21 protein-coding genes are annotated in these 22,585 nt (G+C 56.9%); 12 read left to right on the top strand and 9 right to left on the bottom strand.

Features of this window, described 5'->3' with window-relative positions; translation table 11 throughout:
- The first annotated feature begins 78 nt into the window (after positions 1 to 78).
- The 11 genes from ndk (at position 79) to BM395_RS16885 (ending at position 11,369) form a co-directional block, all read left to right on the top strand.
- A complete protein-coding gene (gene ndk, locus BM395_RS16935) occupies positions 79 to 510 on the top strand; it encodes a nucleoside-diphosphate kinase (RefSeq protein ID WP_010484592.1) in 432 nt (143 codons plus the stop codon).
- A gap of 26 nt (positions 511 to 536) precedes the next feature.
- Positions 537 to 1,685, top strand: coding sequence for a dual-specificity RNA methyltransferase RlmN (gene rlmN / locus BM395_RS16930; protein WP_069901239.1), 1,149 nt, complete (start codon positions 537 to 539; stop codon positions 1,683 to 1,685).
- Positions 1,686 to 1,699: 14 nt separating this feature from the next.
- Entirely contained in the window at positions 1,700 to 2,458 is a 759-nt protein-coding gene (gene pilW, locus BM395_RS16925; RefSeq protein ID WP_069901240.1) for a type IV pilus biogenesis/stability protein PilW, read from the top strand.
- Entirely contained in the window at positions 2,458 to 3,465 is a 1,008-nt protein-coding gene (locus tag BM395_RS16920; protein WP_090514033.1) for a RodZ domain-containing protein, read from the top strand. The genes pilW and BM395_RS16920 overlap by 1 nt, the downstream gene beginning before the upstream one ends.
- A 3-nt stretch (positions 3,466 to 3,468) precedes the next feature.
- A complete protein-coding gene (ispG, locus tag BM395_RS16915) occupies positions 3,469 to 4,581 on the top strand; it encodes a flavodoxin-dependent (E)-4-hydroxy-3-methylbut-2-enyl-diphosphate synthase (protein WP_069901242.1) in 1,113 nt (370 codons plus the stop codon).
- A gap of 32 nt (positions 4,582 to 4,613) precedes the next feature.
- Positions 4,614 to 5,903, top strand: coding sequence for a histidine--tRNA ligase (gene hisS, locus BM395_RS16910; RefSeq protein ID WP_069901243.1), 1,290 nt, complete (start codon positions 4,614 to 4,616; stop codon positions 5,901 to 5,903).
- Positions 5,904 to 5,931: 28 nt separating this feature from the next.
- Positions 5,932 to 6,576: a tetratricopeptide repeat protein gene (locus BM395_RS16905; protein WP_090514029.1), complete on the top strand. Its 645-nt coding sequence runs from the start codon at positions 5,932 to 5,934 to the stop codon at positions 6,574 to 6,576.
- The gene (gene bamB, locus BM395_RS16900; protein ID WP_069901245.1) at positions 6,569 to 7,720 is read left to right on the top strand and encodes an outer membrane protein assembly factor BamB; all 1,152 of its coding nucleotides are present in this window, start codon (positions 6,569 to 6,571) and stop codon (positions 7,718 to 7,720) included. The genes BM395_RS16905 and bamB overlap by 8 nt, the downstream gene beginning before the upstream one ends.
- 128 nt (positions 7,721 to 7,848) lie before the next feature.
- Positions 7,849 to 9,321: a ribosome biogenesis GTPase Der gene (gene der, locus BM395_RS16895; RefSeq protein WP_069901246.1), complete on the top strand. Its 1,473-nt coding sequence runs from the start codon at positions 7,849 to 7,851 to the stop codon at positions 9,319 to 9,321.
- A gap of 120 nt (positions 9,322 to 9,441) precedes the next feature.
- Positions 9,442 to 10,590: a pyridoxal phosphate-dependent aminotransferase gene (locus BM395_RS16890; protein ID WP_090514025.1), complete on the top strand. Its 1,149-nt coding sequence runs from the start codon at positions 9,442 to 9,444 to the stop codon at positions 10,588 to 10,590.
- A complete protein-coding gene (locus BM395_RS16885; protein WP_090514022.1) occupies positions 10,578 to 11,369 on the top strand; it encodes an amidohydrolase in 792 nt (263 codons plus the stop codon). The genes BM395_RS16890 and BM395_RS16885 overlap by 13 nt, the downstream gene beginning before the upstream one ends.
- Positions 11,370 to 11,430: 61 nt before the next feature.
- On the opposite strand, the gene leuA is transcribed toward BM395_RS16885, so the two are convergent.
- From leuA to BM395_RS16870, 3 genes are all read right to left on the bottom strand, one after another.
- Positions 11,431 to 13,101: a 2-isopropylmalate synthase gene (gene leuA / locus BM395_RS16880; RefSeq protein ID WP_090514018.1), complete on the bottom strand. Its 1,671-nt coding sequence runs from the start codon at positions 13,099 to 13,101 to the stop codon at positions 11,431 to 11,433.
- A gap of 332 nt (positions 13,102 to 13,433) precedes the next feature.
- Positions 13,434 to 14,690 (bottom strand): mechanosensitive ion channel family protein, encoded by a 1,257-nt coding sequence (locus BM395_RS16875; RefSeq protein WP_090514015.1) that lies wholly within the window; start codon positions 14,688 to 14,690, stop codon positions 13,434 to 13,436.
- A gap of 120 nt (positions 14,691 to 14,810) precedes the next feature.
- Positions 14,811 to 15,659 (bottom strand): peptidoglycan DD-metalloendopeptidase family protein, encoded by an 849-nt coding sequence (locus BM395_RS16870; RefSeq protein WP_090514011.1) that lies wholly within the window; start codon positions 15,657 to 15,659, stop codon positions 14,811 to 14,813.
- Between the two features lie 177 nt (positions 15,660 to 15,836).
- Between BM395_RS16870 and BM395_RS16865 the strand changes: the two genes are divergently transcribed.
- The gene (locus BM395_RS16865; protein WP_090514008.1) at positions 15,837 to 16,397 is read left to right on the top strand and encodes a cytochrome b; all 561 of its coding nucleotides are present in this window, start codon (positions 15,837 to 15,839) and stop codon (positions 16,395 to 16,397) included.
- Positions 16,398 to 16,408: 11 nt separating this feature from the next.
- On the opposite strand, the gene BM395_RS16860 is transcribed toward BM395_RS16865, so the two are convergent.
- The 6 genes from BM395_RS16860 to xseA all read right to left on the bottom strand — a co-directional run bounded on the left by BM395_RS16860 (position 16,409) and on the right by xseA (position 22,560).
- Positions 16,409 to 17,170, bottom strand: a complete 762-nt coding sequence (locus BM395_RS16860; protein ID WP_090514004.1) for a M15 family metallopeptidase — start codon at positions 17,168 to 17,170, stop codon at positions 16,409 to 16,411.
- A gap of 4 nt (positions 17,171 to 17,174) precedes the next feature.
- A complete protein-coding gene (locus BM395_RS16855; RefSeq protein ID WP_090514001.1) occupies positions 17,175 to 18,455 on the bottom strand; it encodes a TRAP transporter large permease in 1,281 nt (426 codons plus the stop codon).
- A complete protein-coding gene (locus BM395_RS16850) occupies positions 18,452 to 18,946 on the bottom strand; it encodes a TRAP transporter small permease (RefSeq protein ID WP_090513997.1) in 495 nt (164 codons plus the stop codon). Before BM395_RS16850 ends, BM395_RS16855 begins: the two co-directional genes overlap by 4 nt.
- 62 nt (positions 18,947 to 19,008) lie before the next feature.
- Positions 19,009 to 20,043 (bottom strand): TRAP transporter substrate-binding protein, encoded by a 1,035-nt coding sequence (locus BM395_RS16845; RefSeq protein WP_090513993.1) that lies wholly within the window; start codon positions 20,041 to 20,043, stop codon positions 19,009 to 19,011.
- Positions 20,044 to 20,230: 187 nt separating this feature from the next.
- Positions 20,231 to 21,166: a LysR family transcriptional regulator gene (locus BM395_RS16840; RefSeq protein ID WP_090513990.1), complete on the bottom strand. Its 936-nt coding sequence runs from the start codon at positions 21,164 to 21,166 to the stop codon at positions 20,231 to 20,233.
- 14 nt (positions 21,167 to 21,180) lie between these two features.
- Complete coding sequence (xseA, locus tag BM395_RS16835) at positions 21,181 to 22,560, bottom strand: exodeoxyribonuclease VII large subunit (RefSeq protein ID WP_090513987.1); 1,380 nt, start codon at positions 22,558 to 22,560, stop codon at positions 21,181 to 21,183.
- Positions 22,561 to 22,585: the final 25 nt, after the last annotated feature.

The following is a 22,585-nucleotide window of genomic DNA, read 5'->3' as shown; positions in this document are numbered from 1 at the left end:
CACCCTACGCATTTAACCAGAACCCGCGTATAATTCGCGGGTTTAATTTTTGCTTAATCTAAGTTCCTGGAGTTTCCCATGGCTGTTGAACGTACTTTCTCTATCATCAAACCCGACGCAGTTGCCAAGAATGTAATCGGCGAGATCGTTACCCGCTTTGAAAAAGCTGGTCTGCGCGTCGTTGCATCGAAAATGGTTCAGCTGTCCGAGCGCGAAGCGAGCGGCTTCTACGCTGAGCACAGCGAGCGCGGTTTCTTCAAGGATCTGGTTGCATTCATGACTTCCGGTCCGGTTGTTGTTCAGGTTCTGGAAGGCGAAGGCGCCATCCTGAAAAACCGTGAACTGATGGGCGCTACCAACCCTAAAGAAGCTGCTGCTGGCACTATCCGTGCTGACTTCGCTGTTTCTATCGACGAAAACGCTGTACACGGTTCGGACTCCGAAGCGTCGGCTGCTCGCGAAATCGCTTACTTCTTCGCCTCTACTGAGGTTTGCGCTCGCATTCGCTAAGCGAACATTCGAGTGAAGGTGAAACCATGACTGAATCAACCGGTAAAATTAATCTTCTGGGGCTGACCCAGCAGGAAATGGAACAATTCTTCGACAGTATCGGGGAGAAGCGTTTCCGTGCCGGTCAGATAATGAAGTGGATTCACCACTTTGGCGTCGATGATTTCGACGCCATGAGTAACGTCAGCAAGGTCTTGCGCGAGAAGCTCAAGGCCTGTGCTGAAATTCGCGGGCCAGAAGTGGTCAGCGAAGATATCTCCACCGATGGCACCCGTAAGTGGGTCGTTCGTGTGGCGTCCGGTAGCTGTGTAGAAACCGTTTACATCCCGCAAGGTGGCCGCGGCACTCTGTGTGTTTCGTCGCAGGCAGGTTGTGCGCTCGATTGCAGTTTCTGCTCCACCGGCAAACAAGGCTTCAACAGTGACCTCACCTCCGCCGAGATTATCGGTCAGGTGTGGATCGCCAATAAATCATTCGGCACCCAGCCTGCGAAAATTGATCGCGCCGTCACCAACGTGGTGATGATGGGCATGGGCGAGCCGTTACTGAATTTCGATAACGTAGTCGCCTCCATGAAAATCATGATGGATGACCTCGGCTACGGTATCTCCAAGCGCAAGGTGACCTTGTCCACCTCTGGCGTGGTGCCGATGATCGACAAGTTGTCCGAGGTGATTGACGTCTCCCTGGCGCTGTCTCTGCATGCACCGAACAACGAGCTGCGTAATCAGTTGGTGCCAATCAACAAGAAGTACCCGCTCGACATGTTGCTTGCCAGCTGCAAGCGTTACGTGTCCCGTCTCGGCGAAAAACGTGTGCTGACCATCGAGTACACCCTGCTCAAGGATGTGAATGACCGGGTCGAGCATGCCGAGCAAATGATCGAGTTGTTGCGCGATGTGCCGTGCAAAATCAACCTGATCCCGTTTAATCCGTTCCCGCATTCCGGATATGAGCGCCCGAGCAACAATGCGATACGTCGTTTTCAAGACCTGCTGCATAAAGCCGGGCACAATGTCACTGTGCGTACTACGCGCGGTGAGGACATTGATGCGGCGTGTGGCCAGTTGGTTGGCCAAGTCATGGATCGGACCCGGCGTAGCGAGCGGTATATTGCCGTGCGCCAGTTAAGTAGCGAGGCTGAGTCATCGCCTTCCACTACTAATCAAAACTAAAAGGGAGGATATACATGACCTTGCGCCCCGCGCTGTTCTTACTACTCGCCAGCCTGTTGGTCGGCTGTGTAACGACCGGCGATGTCGATCCGATGAAAACCGACAGTGGTCGCGATGAAGCGCGCGATGCATACATCCAGCTAGGTCTTGGTTATCTTCAACAGGGTTCTACCGAGCGTGCCAAGGTGCCGCTGAAAAAGGCCCTTGAGCTTGACTCCTCCAGTGCCGACGCCCATGCGGCGCTGGCTCTGGTGTTTCAGATTGAAATGGAACCCAAACTTGCCGACGAGCATTACCGCAAGGCAATTGCCCAGCGTTCCTCCGATGCACGTTTGCTGAACAATTACGGCAGTTTCCTGTTCGAACAGAAACGCTACGATGAAGCATTCGAGCGTTACGAGCAGGCCGCGCAAGATAATCTTTACCCGGAACGCTCGCGGGTCTTCGAGAACCTGGGCATCACTGCTAAGGTATTGGGCCGAAACGAGCAGGCAAAACAGTATTTTGAGCGTTCGCTGCGGCTCAATCGCCGCCAGCCACGGGCTTTGCTCGAACTTGCCAATATGTCATATGACGAGCAGGCGTATGTCCCGGCCCGCCGTTATTACGAAAGCTACAGTGCGATTAGTGAACAGAATGCCAGCAGTTTGTTGCTGGGCACGCGTCTAGCTAAACGTTTTGATGATCGTGACCAAGCTGCTAGTTTGGGGCTGCAACTCAAACGTCTTTATCCGGGCACCCCGGAATACAAGCAATATTTGTCGGAGCAATGATGAAATCGGCGCAACCTGAAGCTGTAGCAGTGAACCGCATCAACCCCGGTGACACACTGCGTAATGCCCGCGAGCAGAAGGATTTGTCTGTCGCTGAGGTGGCTGCTCAGTTGAATTTGACGCCAACTCGTCTGGGGCAGATTGAAGCTGCTGAATTCGAAAAGTTGCCGGGTCATACCTTTGCCCGTGGCTATGTGCGTGCCTACGCAAAACTACTCGGCCTGGATCAAGCCGTGCTGGTTGAACAGTTCGATCAGTTCACCGGCAGCAATGCGGTCGGCAGTAACGTACAAGGCCTTGGCCGTATAGAAGAGCCGGTTAAATACTCGCAGCGCATCTTGCGCTTCGTCAGCTTTGCGCTGCTCGTCGGCCTGGCCGTTGTCGGCTTTTACTGGTGGCAGGGTCAGGCTGAGCGTCAGGCCAACGAGCAGGCTTCATCCGCTCTGGGCCATGTAGAAGTTGAAGGTGCTGATGGCGCCACACAGATTCATCCGCTCGATGAGCCGGAAGATCAAGCTGTAGAAGCAGCTCAGGAAGCGGCTCCACTTGATCTTGGCAGCATTGCGCCAACCGATGAAAGCGAAGAGGGCGCACCGCCGACTGCCGCCGAAGAAGGCGAGCCGGAAGCTGCTCCAGCCACGCCTAATTCTACTCAGGACAATGCCGCGCAAGACGCTGCTGTCGCCGCTGCACCGGCCGCTCCGGCAGAAACCGCCGAGGCCGCGCCGGCGCCTGCAACTGAACAGCCCGTGGCGGCTGCCGGTGAAGGTAATGTGGCAATCAATTTCAGCGCAGACTGCTGGCTGCAGGTGACTGATGCCGACGGTAAAGTGGTATTCAGCGGTCTCAAGCGCAAGGGCGAAAACCTGCAAGTGGTTGGCAAGGCGCCACTGGCGTTGCGTCTGGGCTTTGCCCGTGGCGCCGAGGTTAGCTATAACGGCCAGCCAGTCGATGTAACACCGCATATCGCCAATGGCGGTACTGCGCGTTTGACCTTGGGGCAGTAAGACATGCAGTGCGAATCACCGATCAAGCGTCGTCAGTCGCGTAAAATTTGGGTTGGCTCGGTACCGGTCGGCGGCGATGCGCCAATTGCCGTGCAGAGCATGACCAACACCGACACCAACGATGTGGCCGCCACGGTCGCCCAGATCCGTCGTCTTGAGGAAGCGGGCGCCGATATCGTGCGCGTATCCGTGCCGGACATGGACGCCGCCGAGGCGTTTGGCAAAATCAAGCAGCAGTCGAACCTGCCGCTGGTTGCCGACATTCACTTCGATTACCAGATCGCCCTGCGTGTGGCTGAACTGGGCGTCGATTGCCTGCGCATCAATCCGGGCAACATCGGTCGTGAAGACCGCGTTCGCGCTGTGGTTGAAGCCGCACGCGACAAAGGGATTCCGATCCGCATCGGCGTTAACGCCGGTTCGCTGGAAAAAGACCTGCAAAAGAAATACGGCGAGCCGACCCCGGAAGCACTGGTCGAGTCGGCTTTACGTCATGCCGAGCACCTTGAACGGCTGAACTTCCCTGATTACAAAATCAGTGTGAAAGCCTCTGACGTGTTCATGGCTGTTGCCGCCTATCGCTTGCTTGCCACCCAGATTTCCCAGCCACTGCACCTGGGCATCACCGAAGCCGGTGGCCTGCGTTCGGGCACGGTCAAATCGGCAGTCGGTCTCGGCATGCTGCTGGCCGAAGGCATCGGCGACACCATTCGCATTTCTCTGGCAGCCGACCCGGTCGAAGAGATCAAGGTGGGTTACGACATTCTCAAGTCGTTGCGTTTGCGCTCGCGCGGTATCAACTTCATCGCCTGCCCGAGCTGCTCGCGGCAGAACTTCGATGTGGTGAAAACCATGAACGAGCTTGAAGGCCGTCTGGAAGACTTGTTGGTGCCGTTGGATGTTGCCGTAATCGGTTGTGTGGTGAATGGCCCGGGTGAGGCAAAAGAGGCGCATATCGGTCTCACCGGTGGCTCGCCGAGCAACCTGATTTACATTGACGGCAAGCCCGCGCAGAAAATGAACAATGACAATTTGGTCGATGATCTGGAAAAGCTCATCCGCCAGAAAGCAGCTGAGAAAGTTGCTGCCGACGCTGCTGTAATCGTACGCAGTTAAGCGCCCGGCCTTTGAAAGTTTAAGGAATTGAATTGAGCAAGTCCCTGCAAGCCATTCGTGGCATGAACGACATCCTGCCTGAGCAAACTCCGCTGTGGCGCTATTTCGAAGGCACGGTTGCGAGCCTGCTCGATGGCTACGGCTATCGGCAGATTCGTATGCCTATCGTCGAGTTCACCGAGCTGTTCAAGCGCTCGATTGGTGAAGTTACCGATATCGTCGAAAAAGAGATGTACACCTTCGAAGACCGTAACGGCGATTCGCTGACCCTGCGTCCTGAAGGTACAGCGGCCTGCGTGCGCGCGGTACTCGAGCACGGCCTGGCAGGCGGCGGACAAACTCAGAAGCTTTGGTACATCGGCCCGATGTTTCGCCACGAACGCCCGCAGAAAGGCCGTTATCGCCAGTTCCACCAGATCGGTGTCGAGGTGTTCAATCTCGATGGCCCGGACATCGACGCCGAGCTGATCGTATTGACATGGCGCCTGTGGGGCCTGTTGGGCATTCGCGATGCCGTTACCCTTGAGCTGAACAGCCTGGGCACCAGCGAGGCGCGCGCGGTTTACCGCGATGCGTTGGTTGAGTTCCTTTCGGCGCGTGCCGATCAGCTCGATGAAGACAGCCGTCGTCGTCTGAGCAGCAACCCGATGCGTATCCTCGATAGCAAGTCGCCAGAAACTCAGGCGCTGCTGGTGGATGCACCGAAGCTTGCCGATTACCTCGACGAAGCCTCGCGCGTTCACTTCGAGGGCCTCAAGGCGCGCCTCGATGCAGCGGGCATTCCTTACGTCATCAATCCTAAACTGGTGCGCGGCCTCGATTACTACAGTAAAACAGTATTCGAATGGGTTACCGATAAACTCGGTTCTCAAGGTACTGTGTGCGCCGGTGGCCGTTATGATGGTCTGGTTGAGCAGATGGGTGGCAAGCCGACCACTGGCGTTGGTTTTGCCATGGGTATCGAGCGCCTGGTGTTATTGCTTGAAACTCTGGATAAAGTACCCGCTGAAATCGCCCGTCAGGTAGACGTATACCTGTGTGCCTTTGGCGAGGCAGCCGAGCTTGCTGCGCTGACCCTTAGTGAACGCCTGCGTGATCAGGTGCCGGGGCTGCGTTTGCAGGTGAACGCAGGCGGTGGCAGTTTCAAGAGCCAGTTCAAGAAAGCGGACAAGAGCGGTGCGCTCTATGCCGTGATCCTGGGGGAAGACGAGTTGGCTCAGCAAGTGGTAGGTTTCAAACCGCTGCGTGGTCAGGCAGAACAACAAAGCATTGCCATCGACGCTCTTGCAGAGCATTTGGCAACCAGCCTCGAGAAGGCTTAAGCGATTTAGCGGATTAAGGAGTATTGGGGTGGTTTCGCGTAACGACGAAGAAGAGCTGGCGGTAATCAAGGAATGGTGGCAGCGCAACGGTAAGCCGTTGCTGGCTGGCGGCGCACTGGCGTTGATCGCGGTGCTTGGCTGGCAGGGCTGGCAAAAATACCAGGCCAATCAGTCGCAGGGCGCCTCAATGCTCTATCAGCAGCTGCTGGAAACGGCGCTGACGCCGAGCGGCAAGCCTGATGTAGCCAAGGTTGCCGAGCTGGCAGGCAAGCTCAAGGGCGAGTACGGCGGCACTCATTACGCACAATACGGCAGCTTGTTCGTGGCCAAGGTTGCAGTTGAGGCCGGTGAACTGAACGACGCCGAAGCTGAGTTGCAGAGCATTGTCGACAGCCCGGCTGACGATACCCTGGCTGAAATCGCACGCCAGCGTCTGGCACGTGTTCTGGCGGCTGACGGCAAGGCCGACGAGGCCCTCAAGCTGCTTGAAAATGATGCGGACAAAGCCTATCTGGCTGGCCGTGAAGAATTGAAAGGCGACCTGCTGGTTAAGCTGGGCCGCACTGATGAGGCACATGCTGCCTACCTGAAAGCCAAAGAAGCGCTGTCGGAAGACGCCGCTGTGGGTGGCTTGCAGCTGAAAATCGACGACCTTGCCAAAGGGGATGCGTGACGTGATGCGTTGGAAAAATGCCGCATTGCTGGCCCTGGCTGTTTTGGTCGTGGGTTGCAGCAGCAACAGCAAGAAAGAATTGCCGCCCGCTGAGTTGCCTGACTTCACCGAAGAAGTGCAACTGCAGGAGCAGTGGAGCCACTCGGTCGGTGACGGCCAGGGCGATACCTTCAACATGCTGGTTCCAGCGGTTGAAGGGCAGCGTATTTTTGCAGCTGACGTCAGCGGTGAAGTCGTTGCGCTCGATCGCACCAGCGGTGATGAAGTCTGGGAAGCCGACCTCGATGTGCCGATTTCCGGCGCCGTTGGTGCAGGTTACGGCCTGGTTCTGATCGGTACGCTCAAGGGCGAAGTGATTGCCCTCGATTCCGACACCGGTGAAGAGCGCTGGCGTTCACGGGTTTCCAGTGAAGTTCTGGCAGCCCCGGCGACCAATGGTCAGCTGGTTCTGGTGCAGACTTCGGACGATACCCTGACTGCATTCGACGCCTACACTGGCTCGCACATGTGGACCTTCAACAACACCCCGGCCGTTCTGACCCTGCGTGGCAGCAGCAGCCCGTTGTTGACTGATCGTCTGGCGATTGCTGCGTTGTCCAGCGGCAAGGTGATTGCGCTGGATGCTCAGCGTGGTATTCCGGTTTGGGAACAGGCCGTGGCGATTCCGCAGGGCCGTTCCGAGCTTGAGCGTGTTGTCGATATCGATGGCGGCCTGCTGCTCTCGGGCGGCAAGCTTTATGTTGTCAGTTATCAGGGCCGCGTTGCAGCGCTGGATGTCGATTCCGGTCGGGTACTGTGGCAGCGCGAAGCTTCAAGTTCAGTTGGTGTAGCGGAAGGTCTGGGCAGCGTTTACGTCAGCCAGGCCAACGGTACCGTTGAAGCGATTGATGAACGTTCGACCTCGGCACTGTGGAGCAATGACCAACTGGCTCGCCGCCAGCTGTCGGCCCCGGAAGTGTTCTCGAGTTATGTCGCCTTTGGCGATTTTGAAGGCTATCTGCATCTGGTCAGCCAGGTCGATGGTCGTTTCGTAGCGCGTGAGCGTATCGACAGTGATGGCCTGCGGGCGCGTCCACTGGTGGTAGGCGACTGGCTCTACGCATACGGTAACGGTGGCAAGCTGGTCGCACTGACCATCAAATAAGCCGTCACCGTCAGGCTTGGCTATGCTGCACAACAGCGTTGTGCAGCCATCCGGTTTGAGCATTTAATTTTGGCCGCTGCCCATGCAGCGGCTTTTGTATTTTCTGAAATAACGAAGTGGAGAGCCTAATGGTTCCCGTAATAGCCCTGGTGGGCCGACCTAACGTCGGTAAATCCACTCTTTTCAACCGCTTGACCAGGACCCGCGATGCCATCGTCGGTGACCTGTCGGGTCTGACCCGTGATCGCCAGTATGGCGAAGCCAAGTGGCAGGGACGCACGTACATCGTCATCGATACCGGTGGTATTTCCGGTGACGAAGAAGGCATCGACGCGAAGATGGCCGCTCAGTCCCTGCAAGCGATCGAAGAAGCCGATGTGGTGCTGTTCCTTGTGGATGCCCGGGCCGGTTTGTCTGCCTCCGATCAGATGATTGGCGAGCACCTGCGCAAGCGCAACAAGCAAAGCTACCTGGTGGTGAACAAGGTCGACAACATCGACCCGGATCTGGCATGCGCCGAATTCAGTTCGCTGGGCATGGGCAAGTCGCTGGCGATTGCCGGTGCCCACGGTCGCGGTATCGCGCAAATGCTCGAAGCGGTGCTGACCCAGTTCCCGAAAGATGCGGGTGAGTTGGAAGAAGGCGAGGAGCTTGAGGACGTCGCTGAAGGCGAGGAAGCCAAGCGTATTCCGGGCCCGAGCGAGAAAGACGGCATCAAGCTGGCGATTATCGGCCGTCCCAACGTCGGTAAATCGACGCTGGTCAACCGCATGCTCGGTGAAGACCGGGTTATCGTTTATGACCAGGCTGGCACCACGCGTGACAGTATCTACATCCCGTTTGAACGCGATGATGAGAAGTACACGCTGATCGACACCGCCGGTGTGCGTCGTCGCGGCAAGATTTTTGAAGCTGTCGAGAAGTTCTCGGTGGTCAAGACCCTGCAGGCGATTCAAGACTCCAACGTGGTGGTGTTCGTCATGGACGCCCGCGAAGGCGTGGTCGATCACGACCTCAACCTGCTCGGTTTTGTGCTCGAAAGTGGTCGTGCACTGGTTATCGCCCTGAACAAGTGGGACGGGATGGATGCCAGCGAGCGTGACTATGTGAAGGTCGAGTTGCAGCGTCGCCTGTTCTTTGTCGACTTTGCCGATATTCACTTTATCTCGGCCTTGCACGGTACTGGCGTTGGCCATCTGTACAAGTCCGTGCAGGCATCGTTCCAGTCGGCTATCACCCGCTGGCCGACCAGCCGTCTGACCCAGATTCTCGAAGACGCGGTGCGCGAACACCAGCCGCCTCTGGTCAATGGCCGTCGCATCAAGCTGCGTTATGCGCACTTGGGTGGTGCTAACCCGCCGATCATCGTGATTCACGGTAACCAGGTCGAAGCGGTTCCGCGCTCTTACTCGCGTTATCTGGAAAACACTTACCGCCGTGTCTTGAAGCTGGTCGGTACGCCGATCCGTATCGAGTACAAGGGCGGTGAGAACCCGTATGAAGCGAAGAAGAACACGCTTACTGACCGTCAGGTGAACAAGAAGCGTCGTTTGATGAGCCACCACAAAAAAGCCGAGAAGAAGCGTAAAGACAAACGCTGATCCGGCAATTTTGCGGATGTTGAAACAGGCGCCTCAAGGGCGCCTTTTTCATGCCTGCCCGATGGGCTATCCTGCCTGTCCAGGCCGCGCAGTCGGGTGCGGTGGGTAGCAGGGGGCGTAATGATCAGCAGTAAGTTGCCAAATGTCGGCACCACCATTTTCACGCAAATGTCGCAGCTCGCCGCCGAGACAGGCGCGTTGAATCTATCTCAGGGCTTCCCTGACTTTGACGGGCCGCAGGCACTGCGTGACAACGTCGCCCGGCACATCGCCGCCGGCCATAACCAGTACGCCGCCATGACCGGCTTGCCCGCGTTGCGTGAGCAGGTCGCCGCCAAGATAGCCCGCAGCTACGGCTGCAACGTCAGCGCCGACACTGAAGTAACCATTACGCCAGGCGCCACGCAGGCTATCTTCTGCGCGATTCAGGCGCTGATTCAGCCCGGTGATGAAGTCATCGTGTTCGACCCGTGCTACGACAGTTACGAGCCATCAGTTGCCTTGGCCGGTGGGCGCTGTGTGCACGTGCCGCTGGCATACCCCGGCTTCGCCATCGACTGGCAGAAATTTCGCGATGCGCTGAGCCCGAAAACCCGCCTGGTGATTCTCAACAGCCCGCACAATCCGAGTGGTGCGCTGATTACCCGCGCCGAGCTGGACCAACTGGCGGCGTTGATTGCCGAGCGCGATATCTACATCATCAGCGATGAGGTGTACGAGCATCTGGTGTTCGATGGCGTTGCGCATTGCAGCGTACTGGCCCATGAAGCGCTTTATCAGCGCGCCTTTGTGGTCAGCTCGTTCGGAAAGACTTATCACGTAACCGGCTGGAAAACCGGCTATGTCGTGGCGCCGCCGGCGTTAACCGCCGAGCTGCGCAAGATTCATCAGTACGTCAGCTTCTGCGGCGTGACTCCGTTGCAGTGGGCGCTGGCAGACTTTATGGCAGAGCATCCGCAGTACATCAGTGAATTGCCGGCCTTCTATCAGAATAAGCGCGACCTGTTCTGCAACTTGCTGGCAGACTCACGCTTGAGCTTCACCCGCACGCCCGGTACGTATTTCCAGCTGGTGGATTACTCGGCGATTCGCGATGACCTGGATGATGTGGCGATGGCTGAGTGGATGACCCGTGAACACGGCGTCGCCAGTATTCCGGTTTCGGTGTTCTACCAACAGGCACCGAAGGACATGCGCTTGGTGCGCCTGTGTTTTGCCAAGCGCGAAGAAACCTTGCGCCAAGCAGCGGAGAAACTATGCGCGATCTAACCCTGCGAGAAGACCTGCATCTGGCCCTGATCCAGACCGATCTGGTGTGGCACGACCCACAGGCTAACCTGAACCGCTTCGAAGCCTTATTGGAGCAGGCTCACGGTGTTGACCTGATCGTTCTGCCCGAGATGTTCAGCACCGGCTTTTCAATGAACTCGGCCGAATTGGCAGAGCCCGAAGACGGCCCGTCTACCCAGTGGCTGTTGCGTATGGCCGTGCGCATGAAGGCAGTGATAACCGGCACGCTGATTATTCAGGCAGCGGACGGCAGTTACCGTAACCGGCTGATCTGGGCGCGCCCCGATGGTTCGATGACGCATTACGACAAGCGTCACCTGTTCCGCATGGCCGGCGAGCATAAGTATTACACCGCGGGTAACCAGCGGGTGCTGCAGGAATTGAAAGGCTGGCAGATTCGCCCGCTGATCTGCTACGACCTGCGTTTTCCGGTGTGGAGTCGTGACCCGCACAGCACTGACCTGCTGATCTACACCGCCAACTGGCCAGCCGCGCGACGCACGCACTGGAATCGTTTGCTCCCCGCGCGGGCGATTGAAAACCTCTGTTATGTAGCGGCGGTCAATCGCACCGGCACTGATGGCAAAGGCCATCCGTACAGCGGCGATTCACAGGTTTTGGACTTTCAGGGTGAGTCGTTGCTCAACTGTCAGAATCAGCCCGGCGTCTATCGCCAGACGCTCAGCTCGGCAGAGCTAGCGGCTTACCGTGAGCGTTTTCCGGCCTACAGCGACGCCGACGACTTCGAGCTCAACTGACGGGCATAAAAAAGCCTGACGCATGGGAAATGCGCCAGGCTTGGATGCAGCGTTCAGCGAATTAAGCGGCTTCTTCTTCGGCCTGGATCAGGGCGCGGTTGAGGGCGCTGAACAGGGCACGGAAACTGGCCGTAGTCAGGTTCTCGTCAACGCCGGCGCCATGCAATGCGCGGCCACCGTTAACCCGCAACTCGATGTACGCCGCCGCTTTGGCGTTGGTGCCGGCACCGATGGCGTGCTCGGAGTAATCCATGATTTCCACCTTCACTGGCAAGCCTGCAACCAGGGCCTCCAGCGGGCCTTTGCCGATGCCGCGCCAGTGGTGGGTTTCACCGCCGCTGATGACTTCCACGTCTACCGCGCTGGTGCCGTTCTCTTCTTGCAGGCGATGGCCCTTGAGCGCGTAAGGCGCAGCGGCTTGCAGGAACTCACGGTTGAACAAGCTGTAGATCTGCTCGGCAGTCATCTCCAGACCCAGGCGGTCGGTTTCTTTCTGAACCACCTGGCTGAACTCGATCTGCATGCGGCGCGGCAAGCAGATACCGTATTCCTGTTCCAGCAAGTAGGTGATGCCACCTTTACCGGATTGGCTGTTTACGCGAATTACTGCTTCGTAGCTGCGGCCGATATCGGCCGGATCGATCGGCAAGTAAGGGACTTCCCAGATGCCGTTCGGGTCCTGCTGAGTCAAGCCTTTGCGGATAGCATCCTGGTGCGAGCCGGAGAATGCGGTGTGGACCAGATCGCCAACATACGGATGGCGCGGGTGTACAGGCAACTGGTTGCACTCTTCGACCACTTTGCGCACCGCGTCGATATCCGAGAAGTCCAGACCCGGATTGATGCCCTGGGTGTAGAGGTTCAAGGCCAGATTGACCAAGTCGACGTTACCGGTGCGTTCGCCGTTGCCGAACAGGCAGCCTTCAACACGGTCGGCGCCCGCCATCAGGCCCAATTCGCTGGCCGCAACGCCGGTGCCACGGTCGTTGTGGGTGTGCAGGCTGATCAACACGCTGTCACGACGGCTGATGTGCCGGCCGAACCATTCAATCTGGTCGGCGTAAACGTTCGGTGTGGCCACCTCGACGGTGGTCGGCAGGTTGAGAATCACCTTGTTGTCCGGCGTTGGCTGCCACACATCCAATACTGCATCGCAGACTTCCACGGCGAAATCCAGTTCGGTCGAGGAGAAGATCTCCGGCGAATACTGGAATGTCCATTGCGTATCCGGCTGTTCTGCGGCCAGACGCTTAATGATTTGCGCGGCGTTTACGGCAATGGCGACGACACCGGCTTTGTCCTGATTGAAGACAATGCGGCGGAAGGCCGGGGCGGTTGCGTTGTAAACGTGAACGATGGCCTTCTTGGCGCCTTTGAGAGACTCGAACGTGCGGGTGATCAAATCTTCGCGAGCCTGCGTCAACACCTGAATGGTGGTGTCGTCCGGGATATGGCCGTCGTTGATCAGCGTGCGGACGAAGTCGAAATCGGTCTGCGAGGCGGAAGGGAAGCCCACTTCGATCTGCTTGACGCCAACCTGTACCAGCGTTTTGAAGAAACGCATCTTCTTCTCGGCATCCATCGGCTCGATCAGCGACTGGTTACCGTCGCGCAAATCGGAGCTGCACCAGATCGGCACTTCGGTGATGGTTTTCGATGGCCAGGTACGGTCCGGCAAGTTGATCGGGGTAAATGCACGGTATTTGCTGGACGGGTCTTTAAGCATGCTCATGGTAATTCCTTGGTAAGCGGCGGCCTGTTTCTGGGTCAGGCAAATCTATCGGGGGCGTTGCGCTGGCGAGGTGATTTAGCCCCGCAGTCGTTGGCTGACCAGGCAGAGGTTGGCGTGTTGCCGCTTTAGAATGAGGGTGTGTGGACTGTTCATGGCACTAACACTACTGATGTAGGTAAAAGCTGGCAAGCTTGTCTTGAAAATTGGTGAATAACGCCATTAAAGCGGTTTGGGTGAGGATTTATTGCGTAATCTTGGGTGGTTGGTGGCAATAATTGCGCAGTTGTTTTGACGGGTGACCTGTGCCTGCCACGTCACCCGCAAAGCGCCAATCAAGGCAGCTTGTAATCCGGCTGCTGGCGAGTGAGGCCGCGCATGTCGGTGCCACTCGGATGCTGGTAAATGCGCAAGCCGAATTCCGGCAGAATCGCCAGCATGTGATCGAAAATATCCGACTGGATACCTTCGTAGCGCGCCCACGAAATCGTTGTGGTAAAGCAGTAGATTTCGATTGGCAGGCCGTCGGCAGTGGGTTCCATCTGGCGCACCAGTTGGGTCATCTGCTGGTGAATGTCCGGGTGTTTGAGCAGGTAGTTTTCGACATAGGCGCGAAAGGTGCCCAGGTTGGTCAGGCGGCGGGTGTTTGCCTGAACTTGCGAGCCTTCGCCAATTTCAGTGTTCCAGCTGTGCAGCTCACTTTTCTTGTCGGCCAGGTACGCGTTGAGCAGGTTCAGCTGTTGCAGGCGCTCAATATCTTCGCTGCCCAAAAAGGCAATGCTGTTCTGGTCGATGTACAAGCTGCGCTTGATCCGCCTGCCGCCGCACTCCTGCATGCCGCGCCAGTTCTTGAAAGGATCGGTGATGAAACGTCGGGTCGGAACACTGGTGATGGTTTTGTCCCAGTTCTGCACCTTGACCATGTGCAGGGCGATATCGACCACATCACCGTCTGCATTGAGCTGGGGCATTTCAATCCAGTCACCGACACGGACGATGTCGTTGGACGAAATCTGCACGCTCGCCACCAGCGAGAGAATCGTGTCCTGAAAAATCAACATCAGCACCGCCGCCATTGCGCCAAGGCCGGAGAGTAAAATCAGCGGTGAGCGATCTATCAGAACCGCGACCATGAGGATGGCGGCGATTACGCTGATGATGATCTGCACGACCTGCAAGTAGCCTTTGATCGGGCGGCGGTAAGCATCGGGGCGGCGCTGGTAGATCAGGTTGACCAGATCCAGCGCGCCGTTGATAGCGATGGCAATCGTCAGCACGATAAACGCATTGCAGACGTTACTGACCACGGTGGCGAAGGTTTCTGGAAACCCGTCAATCAGGGTCACGCCCTTGGAGATTATCAGCGCCGGAACCACGTTCGACAGACGCTTGATAATGCCGCTGTCGTGCAATTGCGCTTCGCGCCAGAGTCGCGTGCTGCTGGCGACCATTTGCAGGCCGCGAACCAGAATGCGCTTGACCAGCCAGTTACACGCAACGGCAATCAGTACCAGAAGCACAGACGCGCAGAGGGTGAAAAGGTCGGGATGCTGTTCCAGCCAAGCCATCCAGGTGTTTATTTGTTCCGGCATGGGTCACTCCGTGTTACCTGACAGCCGCTACTGAGGTCGGCGCTGATTAAGTGGCGCACATTAGCAAAGTGCTAAAGGCAGCGTAGCTGCCCAAAATCATGGTGTTGAGTCGGGCGATTGCTAAGGTTTGAACGCGCCGATAAAAATGGCCGGATCAACCCGCACGGCATTCAAACTGACATTCCAATGCAAATGCGGGCCAGTGGCGCGGCCTGTTGCGCCGACCTTGCCGAGCACGCCGCCGCGCGGCACCTCATCACCGACCTTCACGTCTATCTTAGACATGTGGCAGAACATGCTGATCAAGCCCTGGCCGTGATCGACAAAAACGGTGTTGCCGTTGAAAAACAGGTTGCCGGTGAGTATCACCTTGCCGGCAGCAGGTGCCTTGATTGGAGTGCCGCTGCTGGCGGCGAAATCCAGCCCCGAGTGGGGATTACGCTCCTCGCCATTGAAGAACCGACGCAAGCCGAACGGACTCGAAAGCGGGCCGTTCACGGGTCGGTCGAACAGCAGGTTGCTCGGCTGGCGCGCACTGAACTGCGCGTAGGCGGCATTCTGCTCGGCCAGCTCGCGGTTGATCCGCTTGAGATTGCTGGCGTTCGGATTGACCTGCTGCTTGTTCTTGATCTTGATGCGCTGTTCTGCGTATTTCTTGCTGCCCACCGCAAAACTCACCGTCTGCTGGCCGGAGCCGGCGTTAACCTGCAACTGCTGAGTACCAGCTTTGACGGTTAGCGGTACGCCGACGATGGCGATCCAGCGCTGGCCATCCTCTTTGATGATCAGCACCGGATTGCCCTGATACGTTGCGCTCGGCGCTTGCTCGCCATTGCCCAGGTCAATTACGGCAACACCACCAGGCACCGGCTTGTTGAGTAAACGGCTGATAAAGCCTTCGGCATGGGCTTGCATGGCACTGAACGCAATGAGCAGAATGAGGATCAGGCGAGGGTAAAAACGTGGCATGGGCAACTCGGGTTATCTGGGTTGGCAGCACAATGCTGGCTTAAAGTCGGGGTGCTGTGAAGCGATGGACGTTTCAATAGATGTCTGGCCAGTGTGGCATTGAGTCCCGACATTCGTTACAGGGATGTGCTGCAGTTTGAGGTAAAGTCCGCCAATTAATTCAATCGAGTGAATGATATGGATGTCATCACCCCACGCCCCGTGAGCGCGTGCACGCGCAATCTGCATTGGCTGATCGTGTTGCTGCTGAGCGGGGTCTATCTCAGCGCGTATTACCGCAGTTACCTCACCACGCAGCTTGAAGTGAGCAACTGGTATTCACTGGTGGTGCATATTAACGCGGGACTGCTGGTCGGCGTATTCAGTGTCCTGGCCATTGTAATGCGCCGCCGCTCCGAGCGTCGCGGCTGGCTGGCGAAACTGAGCAAGTTCGCGCTCTACAGCCTGTTGCTGCTGATTCCACTAAGCGCCTACATGGGCCTTGGTTTCAAATTGCCGATAGCAGGGCACTGGATGCTGGACAGCTTCGCGCAGTTGCCTGCGGCCCGGCAGTTTGTCAGTGAGCAAAACATGCTGATGATCACCTTTCAGGAACCGTTCGCGCTGTTTCATCAGGAGTGGGGCAGTGAGGTATTGCTGCCCGCGTTGATCGCGCTGCACGTAGCGGCAGCGCTTTATCATCACTTCATTTTGCGTGACCAGACGCTCAGGGCGATGCTGGGGCGTGGGGCGGATTGAGTGGCGACTGCTCAGCGTTTACCCATTTGCTGCTCGAGTTGCTGCCGCCAAAGGTTATCGAGTGATTGGATTTGGCTTGGGCCATAAATTGCCTGAGGCTGGCTGCAACTCCAGGCCCATAGCTGGTCACCGAAATCGTAGTGCCACCACTCGCTGGGCAGGTTGCTGAAGCCTGCCGCAAGCATTGCGTTGTAAAGAATCCGACGGTTCTTGCGTACCAGCGTCTGCCGCGTATTGGGTTGTTCAATCAGCTCAAATGCGGCTGTTGATGAGAGTGGGCTGGCTTCGTCAAATTCTGTGCCCATGTCCAGAAAGCGTCCTTCAGCATCGCACAAGGTCACGTCCACCGCGCCTCCGGTAAGGTGCGGGCTCGGGGCTGTGCGGTTGGTGCTGGGCGGCGAAACGTATTGGCGGGTCAGGTGCTCCAGCTGTGCGTTATCTGCGTCTGGGTAGTACTCGGTTAACGCGTCCGAAAGGCTTTCGTACAAGTACTGTTGCACGGCAAATGGTCGCCATGCATCCAGTATGACCAAGCGAGTGCCGGCCGGTAAAAGACGGGTTACTTCTAACAGACGCTCAAAAACTTCGCTGCGCGCGTAGCACTCAGCAATCGCATTGGGTACGCCCAGCCGGTGATAGGCTGGGTAAACGCTGAACGCAGGGCTCAAGCCGAGTACTTGCAGCGGTTGCTGGCATTCGACGATAGGAATAGCAGATACCGCATGCCAGTTTGGCTCGTCGTAGTTGGCAATGGGCTTTTCACAGTTATGCATAGTTTCAGCTCAACAAACGCGGCAACCAGAGGGTCAGGGAAGGGAAGAGGATCAGGATGTACAGCACGCTCAAGGCAACCGCGATAAACGGCCAAATGCCTTTGAACATCTCGGTGATACTCAACTTGCTGATGGTCGCAACAATAAACAAGCACGAGCCCATCGGCGGGGTGATCATCGCAATGGTGATGTTCAGGGTGAAGATCAGCCCTAGATGAACTGGGTCTACACCGGCGGCCAGAGCGACGGGGGCGATGATCGGGGTGAGTAGCATCAGCACCGATACTTCTTCCATGACCATGCCGCAGATGAAAATGATCATGCTGATCACTAACAGCATCAGGGTTGGAGAATGGCTGAATGGTTGCAGCATGGTCGCGAATTCACTGGCGACTTGCGCATAGTTGAGCAACCAGTTAACCACCGACGCCGCAGCGATAATTGCGTAGATGCTGGCGGTAAGGCGGACGGTTTCTTGAATCGACTTCCAGAATCCTGCCAGCGTAAGCTCGCGCTGGATGAAGCCGATCAAGGCAACGTACAGGACAATAATTGCCCCGGATTCGGTAGGCGTCACCAAGCCAAGCACAATACCGGCAACGATCAGAGTCGGTGCGACCAACGCGGTTGAGGCGCCTGCTACAGCCGCAAATACTTCTGCCCAGGATGGTTTCTTGTTTTGCGCCTGCAATCCGGCTTTCCGCGCATACAGCGCATTCATGGTCATGAAAGCAACAGCCAGAACCAAGCCCGGAATGACGCCTGCAAGGAACAGCTCGCCGACAGAGGTATTGGTCAGGGATGAATACAGAATCATGAAGATGCTAGGCGGAATAATCGGCCCAATCAGGGAGCTACCTGCGGTTAAACCCGCGGCAAATTTGCGTGAGTAACCCTCTTTTTCCATCGCCGGAACCAGCAGAGTGCTGAGCGCTGATGCGTCTGCAGCTGCTGAACCGTTAACGCCCGCAAAGAAAACCCCAGCCACCACGTTGACGTGGCCCAGTCCGCCGCGGAAATGGCCCACCAAGGCATTGGCTAAGCGCATCAAACGCGGGGTCATGCCTGAACTGTTCATCAGGTTGCCCGCTAAGACAAACAGTGGAATTGCCATGAGCGAAAAAATATCCATGCCGCCAAAAAAACGCTGGGGCAGGATGTTGAAGAACAGATTGGGATCGATAAAAAGGAAGCCAACCAAGGCAGTCAGCAGTAAGCAGAGAAACAGTGGCAGGCCCAGAATCAGGTTGACTGCAAAAGCTGCGATCATTGCAAAACCCATCATGGCTTGAGCCCCTGTTCTGTGGTCTGCTCCGTCTGACTTGCAGACCATGGGCCCTGCAAAAGCACCATCAAAGTGAGTAAGCCAAACCCTATCGGCAGGCTAAGCAGCGGCCACATGCGGCTCACGCCCAAACCAAGGCTCTGGAAGCGACTGGCGTTCAAGGCATAGCGATAACTGGCCCAAGTGGCGAAGGCAAAAAAGCTCAGCGCGATTAACCACTGATAACACTTCAAGACACGAGCGAGCTTGTGCGGCAGGTGTTGTTCGAGCAGGTTGATGCGCATGTGCCCACCGTGAACCCACAGAGCCCCAAGAACCAACATGACGCTGCCAATGATCAGGTATCGGGCGAGTTCATCCATCCAAATCGGCGAACTACCAATCAGGTAACGGGCAAACACGCCATAAATGAGCAGCAGCAAATCAAGCAGCAACAGCAAGGCACCCAGATTCAGTAGCACACTGCTGGTGCGCTGTAGTAAGGAACGCATAGAAACTCCGGATCAGGGGAGGGCCGCCCCGTCAGTGCGGGGCGGCAGTTACCGTGTTGCGATTATTGATTGAGGCCGGTGTCTTTGAGCGCCATATCGATCCATTTGGCATCAATCTTTTGCGCTTTCAGCCACTCCAGATAGGCCGGCTGACCTTTGCTCTGGAATGCGGCGAGATCCTTGGCGTCAGGCTGGATGACTTCCATACCTTCGGCTTTGAGGAAGGTGATATCGCTTTCCTGCTGTTTGGCAATGGCCTCACGGTTAAGTTTGGTCGCCTCCTCACTCGCCGCGAGCAGAGCGTCACGGTCTTTCTCTGGAAGCGCAGCCAGCATGTCGCCATTGGCAACCAGGAATTGATCGGAGTACTGGATGTTGGCCAGAGTCAGGTACTTCTGCACTTGGTAAAGGCTGCCAAGAATGATGTAAGACGTCGGGTTCATCTGGCCGTCGGCTACGCCTGTACGCAAGCCCATGTACAGCTCAGTCCATGGAATAGGCGTGCCGGATGCACCAAACGACTCATAAAGCGCCACTTGGCTCGGGTCCATTGCGCGGAAGCGCAAGCCGGCAAAATCCTCAGGCGATTTGATTGGCTTTTTGTTGTTGGTGAAGTTCAGGAAGCCACCTTCCTCAACAACGGCCAGCATCTCGACACCGGTGCGGTTTTTAAACTCGGTTTTAGCAGCCTTCCAGTACTCGCCATTATCGAAGAACTGGTGCGCAGCAGCAGCGTCCTTGAACATGAACGGGATCGCGCTGACATAGATTTCAGGGAACAGTGGGGCCACGCCGGCAAACGAAGCAATGTTCAGGCCCGGCGTGCTGATCACCTGCTCCATACGCTGCTCTTCTTCGCCCAGCATGCTGTTGGGATAAAGCTTGATGCTCAGCTCGCCGCCACTTTTTTCTTCAGCGATACGTTTGAGGTTGCTGGCAAATAAATGAACCGGGTTTTTCTCGCTATCAGCGGCGCCGTTATAGCTGAGATTGATTTCAGTCGCCGCGTACGACATCGCGCCAGCCAAACTCATAGCGGTGAATAGCAGCCCCGTGGTCACACGACGGGCCAAACGTGAGCGCAATTTCGAATGCATATTATTTTCCTTATGGCAGAGCGATTTAGAAAGTTAGGAGTGAATTATTGTTGTGAGTGTTGGTTGCCCAAACCTTGGGTGGTCAGAAGCTAGCTGTTGTTGTGTTGACTATTCAAGTCTTTATGCGTTGCTTTAAATGCAACACGTAAGGCGCTCTGTGCGCTTTACCAGTCAGGTCGGAACCGAATTAGCGTTTGAGAATGCTTGGGGCGTGATCGTTAAAAAAGCGCATACCCTGCTGTAAGTGATCCAGGCACGCTTTACTGGCGACCGTGAGTTCGCGGCCTTTATGGCTGACAATACGCGCGCGGGCGTCACGCAATGCCCGATTGGCCAAGCTGCATCGCTTGATAGTCCCTGCTTCGATCTCTTGGCTAACGGTGAGCTCCGGCATGAACGCTACGCCAATCCCAGACTTCACAAAGTTGACCAGAACTGCCACAGAGTTGGTGCGCATTTTCGGCTGCAGCTGCATGTGCTCCAGTTGGGCGACGATAACGGCTAACTGGCCCATGCCCGTACTGCTGTGAATGAGTGCCAGTGATTCATTGCGCAATGCCGACATCGGCACTGGCGTAGTGATATCAGCCAGCGGATGCTCAGGGGGAATAATCAGATCCAAAGGTTGTCGCGTATCGACTTCAATATGCAGGGCGTCGTCTTCAGGAGGGGCGTAAACAAGGGCGAAATCCACGGCATCTTCTTTAACCAAACCAACGGCCTCGTTGGCTCCTGCCATCCGCACTTCAAGGTCTATTCCCGGGTGGTTGAGAATAAAGCTTTGCAGTGGTTGCGATATCAGGTCGGTGATGAAACCCTCGCCAACGGCAATACGAACGCGACCCTGACGTAACCCCTGCAGGTCGGAAAGCCGCGAAAGTACCCCTCGGTCATTGGCTTGCTGCTGGCGGTAGTGGGCAACCAACAGCTCACCCGCTTCGGTTGGATGAACCCCATGTGGAGTTCGGTCGAGTAAGCGGATATCCAGTTCGGACTCGAGTGCGGAGATTTGCCGGCTAATGGCCGAAGGGTCAATGTTGAGCTGTTGCGCAGCGCGGCGAACAGAGCCGTGATGAATCACTTCGTTCAGATAGGCGAGTGCGCGCTGGTTAATGCGAATCATAGTTGTGAGTGGCTCTAATCCAGCAGTGACAACGTCGCGGGTTGGATATGGTTGTCTTCAACGCGCACATCCAATTCGCCTTCGCCTAAGCGGGCTTTCAGGCGTTGGCCCGGTCGGGTGTCGGCGGCGCTGCGGATTACCCGGCTGTGTTCATCCAGCAGAATGCTGTAGCCACGGCCCAGGGTTGCCAGCGGGCTGACGGCGTTCAGTGTTTGCACCTGGCTTTGCAGCGCCAGTCGCCGGCCTTTGAGGGTTTCGTTGATGGCTCGCGGCAAGCGCTCGGCGAGGCTGTTCAGGCGCTGTTGGAAGAGCTGCAAGCTACGCCCCGGATGTTGCCCGGCCAGGCGAGTTTGCAAATGATTAAAGCGCTCGCGACGTTTATTCAGTTGCCATTCGACCGCGCGGTGCAGGCGCATTTCAAGGTCGTCCAGCCCTTGTGCTTGCTGGCGCAGACGTTCGCCGGGATGGCGCAGGCGACGGCTGACGCCCTCAAGGCGCATGCGTTCGTGTTGCAGGTGGCCTTGCATGCGCAGCATTAACCGGCGCTGCAGGGTATTCAGGCGCTGCACCAGTTCACTGCTGTCTGGGGCCAGCAACTCGGCGGCGGCGGAGGGCGTTGGTGCGCGCACATCGGCAACAAAGTCGCTGATAGAAACGTCGGTTTCATGGCCGACGGCGCTGACAATTGGTGTGACACAGGCATCAATTGCCCGTGCGACAACTTCCTCGTTGAAGCACCACAAATCTTCCAGCGAGCCACCACCGCGCGCCAGTATCAAAGCATCAAAGCCTTGTTTGTCGGCCAGTTGCAGCGCCCGCACAATTTGCCCGGTGGCTTCACGGCCCTGCACCGCAGTCGGGATCAGGTTCAACTCGACTTGCGGGGCGCGGCGGCGGAACACGCTGATGATGTCGCGTATCACCGCACCGGTGGGCGAGCTGACAATACCGATGCGTTTGGGGTGAACCGGCAGGGGGATTTTGCGCTCGGCGGAAAACAAGCCTTCTTCACCGAGTTTTTCTTTCAGCGCCTCAAAGGCCAGACGCAAGGCGCCGTCACCTGCTGGCTCAACGCTGTCGAGAATCAGCTGGTAGTCGCCACGGCCCTCAAACAATGAGACTTTGCCGCGCACTTTAACCGCCAGCCCGTCACGCAGCGCTTCGCGTACCCGCGCGGCACTTTGGCGGAACAAGGCGCAGCGAACTTGGGCTTTACTGTCTTTGAGGGTGAAGTAAACGTGGCCTGAAGCAGGCTTGGCCAGGTTGGATATTTCCCCTTCAACCCAAATGCTCGAGAACACGTCTTCAAGCAGCAAGCGTGCGCGGTTGTTCAACTGGCTGACGCTCAGCACCTCACGGTCGAGGTTCAGGCGTTGGAAAGGGTCTTTGATCATGCGCCGATGATAATGGGTTTAAGGG

Origin of the sequence: Pseudomonas marincola (genome assembly GCF_900116605.1) — a bacterium.
GTDB lineage: Bacteria > Pseudomonadota > Gammaproteobacteria > Pseudomonadales > Pseudomonadaceae > Aquipseudomonas > Aquipseudomonas marincola.
Note: the sequence above shows the minus strand (reverse complement) of the source record. Positions and strands in the feature narration are given on the sequence as shown.

What these genes read in the sequence shown, in the direction of transcription:
- xseA (WP_090513987.1), bottom strand. Translation starts at nt 22,560, where the DNA reads ATGATCAAAGACCCTTTCCAACGCCTGAACCTCGACCGTGAGGTGCTG.
- BM395_RS16845 (WP_090513993.1), bottom strand. Translation starts at nt 20,043, where the DNA reads ATGCATTCGAAATTGCGCTCACGTTTGGCCCGTCGTGTGACCACGGGG.
- BM395_RS16870 (WP_090514011.1), bottom strand. Translation starts at nt 15,659, where the DNA reads ATGCCACGTTTTTACCCTCGCCTGATCCTCATTCTGCTCATTGCGTTC.
- rlmN (WP_069901239.1), top strand. Translation starts at nt 537, where the DNA reads ATGACTGAATCAACCGGTAAAATTAATCTTCTGGGGCTGACCCAGCAG.
- BM395_RS16840 (WP_090513990.1), bottom strand. Translation starts at nt 21,166, where the DNA reads ATGATTCGCATTAACCAGCGCGCACTCGCCTATCTGAACGAAGTGATT.
- BM395_RS16855 (WP_090514001.1), bottom strand. Translation starts at nt 18,455, where the DNA reads ATGATGGGTTTTGCAATGATCGCAGCTTTTGCAGTCAACCTGATTCTG.
- BM395_RS16890 (WP_090514025.1), top strand. Translation starts at nt 9,442, where the DNA reads ATGATCAGCAGTAAGTTGCCAAATGTCGGCACCACCATTTTCACGCAA.
- bamB (WP_069901245.1), top strand. Translation starts at nt 6,569, where the DNA reads ATGCGTGACGTGATGCGTTGGAAAAATGCCGCATTGCTGGCCCTGGCT.
- BM395_RS16860 (WP_090514004.1), bottom strand. Translation starts at nt 17,170, where the DNA reads ATGCATAACTGTGAAAAGCCCATTGCCAACTACGACGAGCCAAACTGG.
- ispG (WP_069901242.1), top strand. Translation starts at nt 3,469, where the DNA reads ATGCAGTGCGAATCACCGATCAAGCGTCGTCAGTCGCGTAAAATTTGG.
- pilW (WP_069901240.1), top strand. Translation starts at nt 1,700, where the DNA reads ATGACCTTGCGCCCCGCGCTGTTCTTACTACTCGCCAGCCTGTTGGTC.
- leuA (WP_090514018.1), bottom strand. Translation starts at nt 13,101, where the DNA reads ATGAGCATGCTTAAAGACCCGTCCAGCAAATACCGTGCATTTACCCCG.
- BM395_RS16850 (WP_090513997.1), bottom strand. Translation starts at nt 18,946, where the DNA reads ATGCGTTCCTTACTACAGCGCACCAGCAGTGTGCTACTGAATCTGGGT.
- ndk (WP_010484592.1), top strand. Translation starts at nt 79, where the DNA reads ATGGCTGTTGAACGTACTTTCTCTATCATCAAACCCGACGCAGTTGCC.
- BM395_RS16875 (WP_090514015.1), bottom strand. Translation starts at nt 14,690, where the DNA reads ATGCCGGAACAAATAAACACCTGGATGGCTTGGCTGGAACAGCATCCC.
- BM395_RS16865 (WP_090514008.1), top strand. Translation starts at nt 15,837, where the DNA reads ATGGATGTCATCACCCCACGCCCCGTGAGCGCGTGCACGCGCAATCTG.
- BM395_RS16885 (WP_090514022.1), top strand. Translation starts at nt 10,578, where the DNA reads ATGCGCGATCTAACCCTGCGAGAAGACCTGCATCTGGCCCTGATCCAG.
- BM395_RS16920 (WP_090514033.1), top strand. Translation starts at nt 2,458, where the DNA reads ATGAAATCGGCGCAACCTGAAGCTGTAGCAGTGAACCGCATCAACCCC.
- der (WP_069901246.1), top strand. Translation starts at nt 7,849, where the DNA reads ATGGTTCCCGTAATAGCCCTGGTGGGCCGACCTAACGTCGGTAAATCC.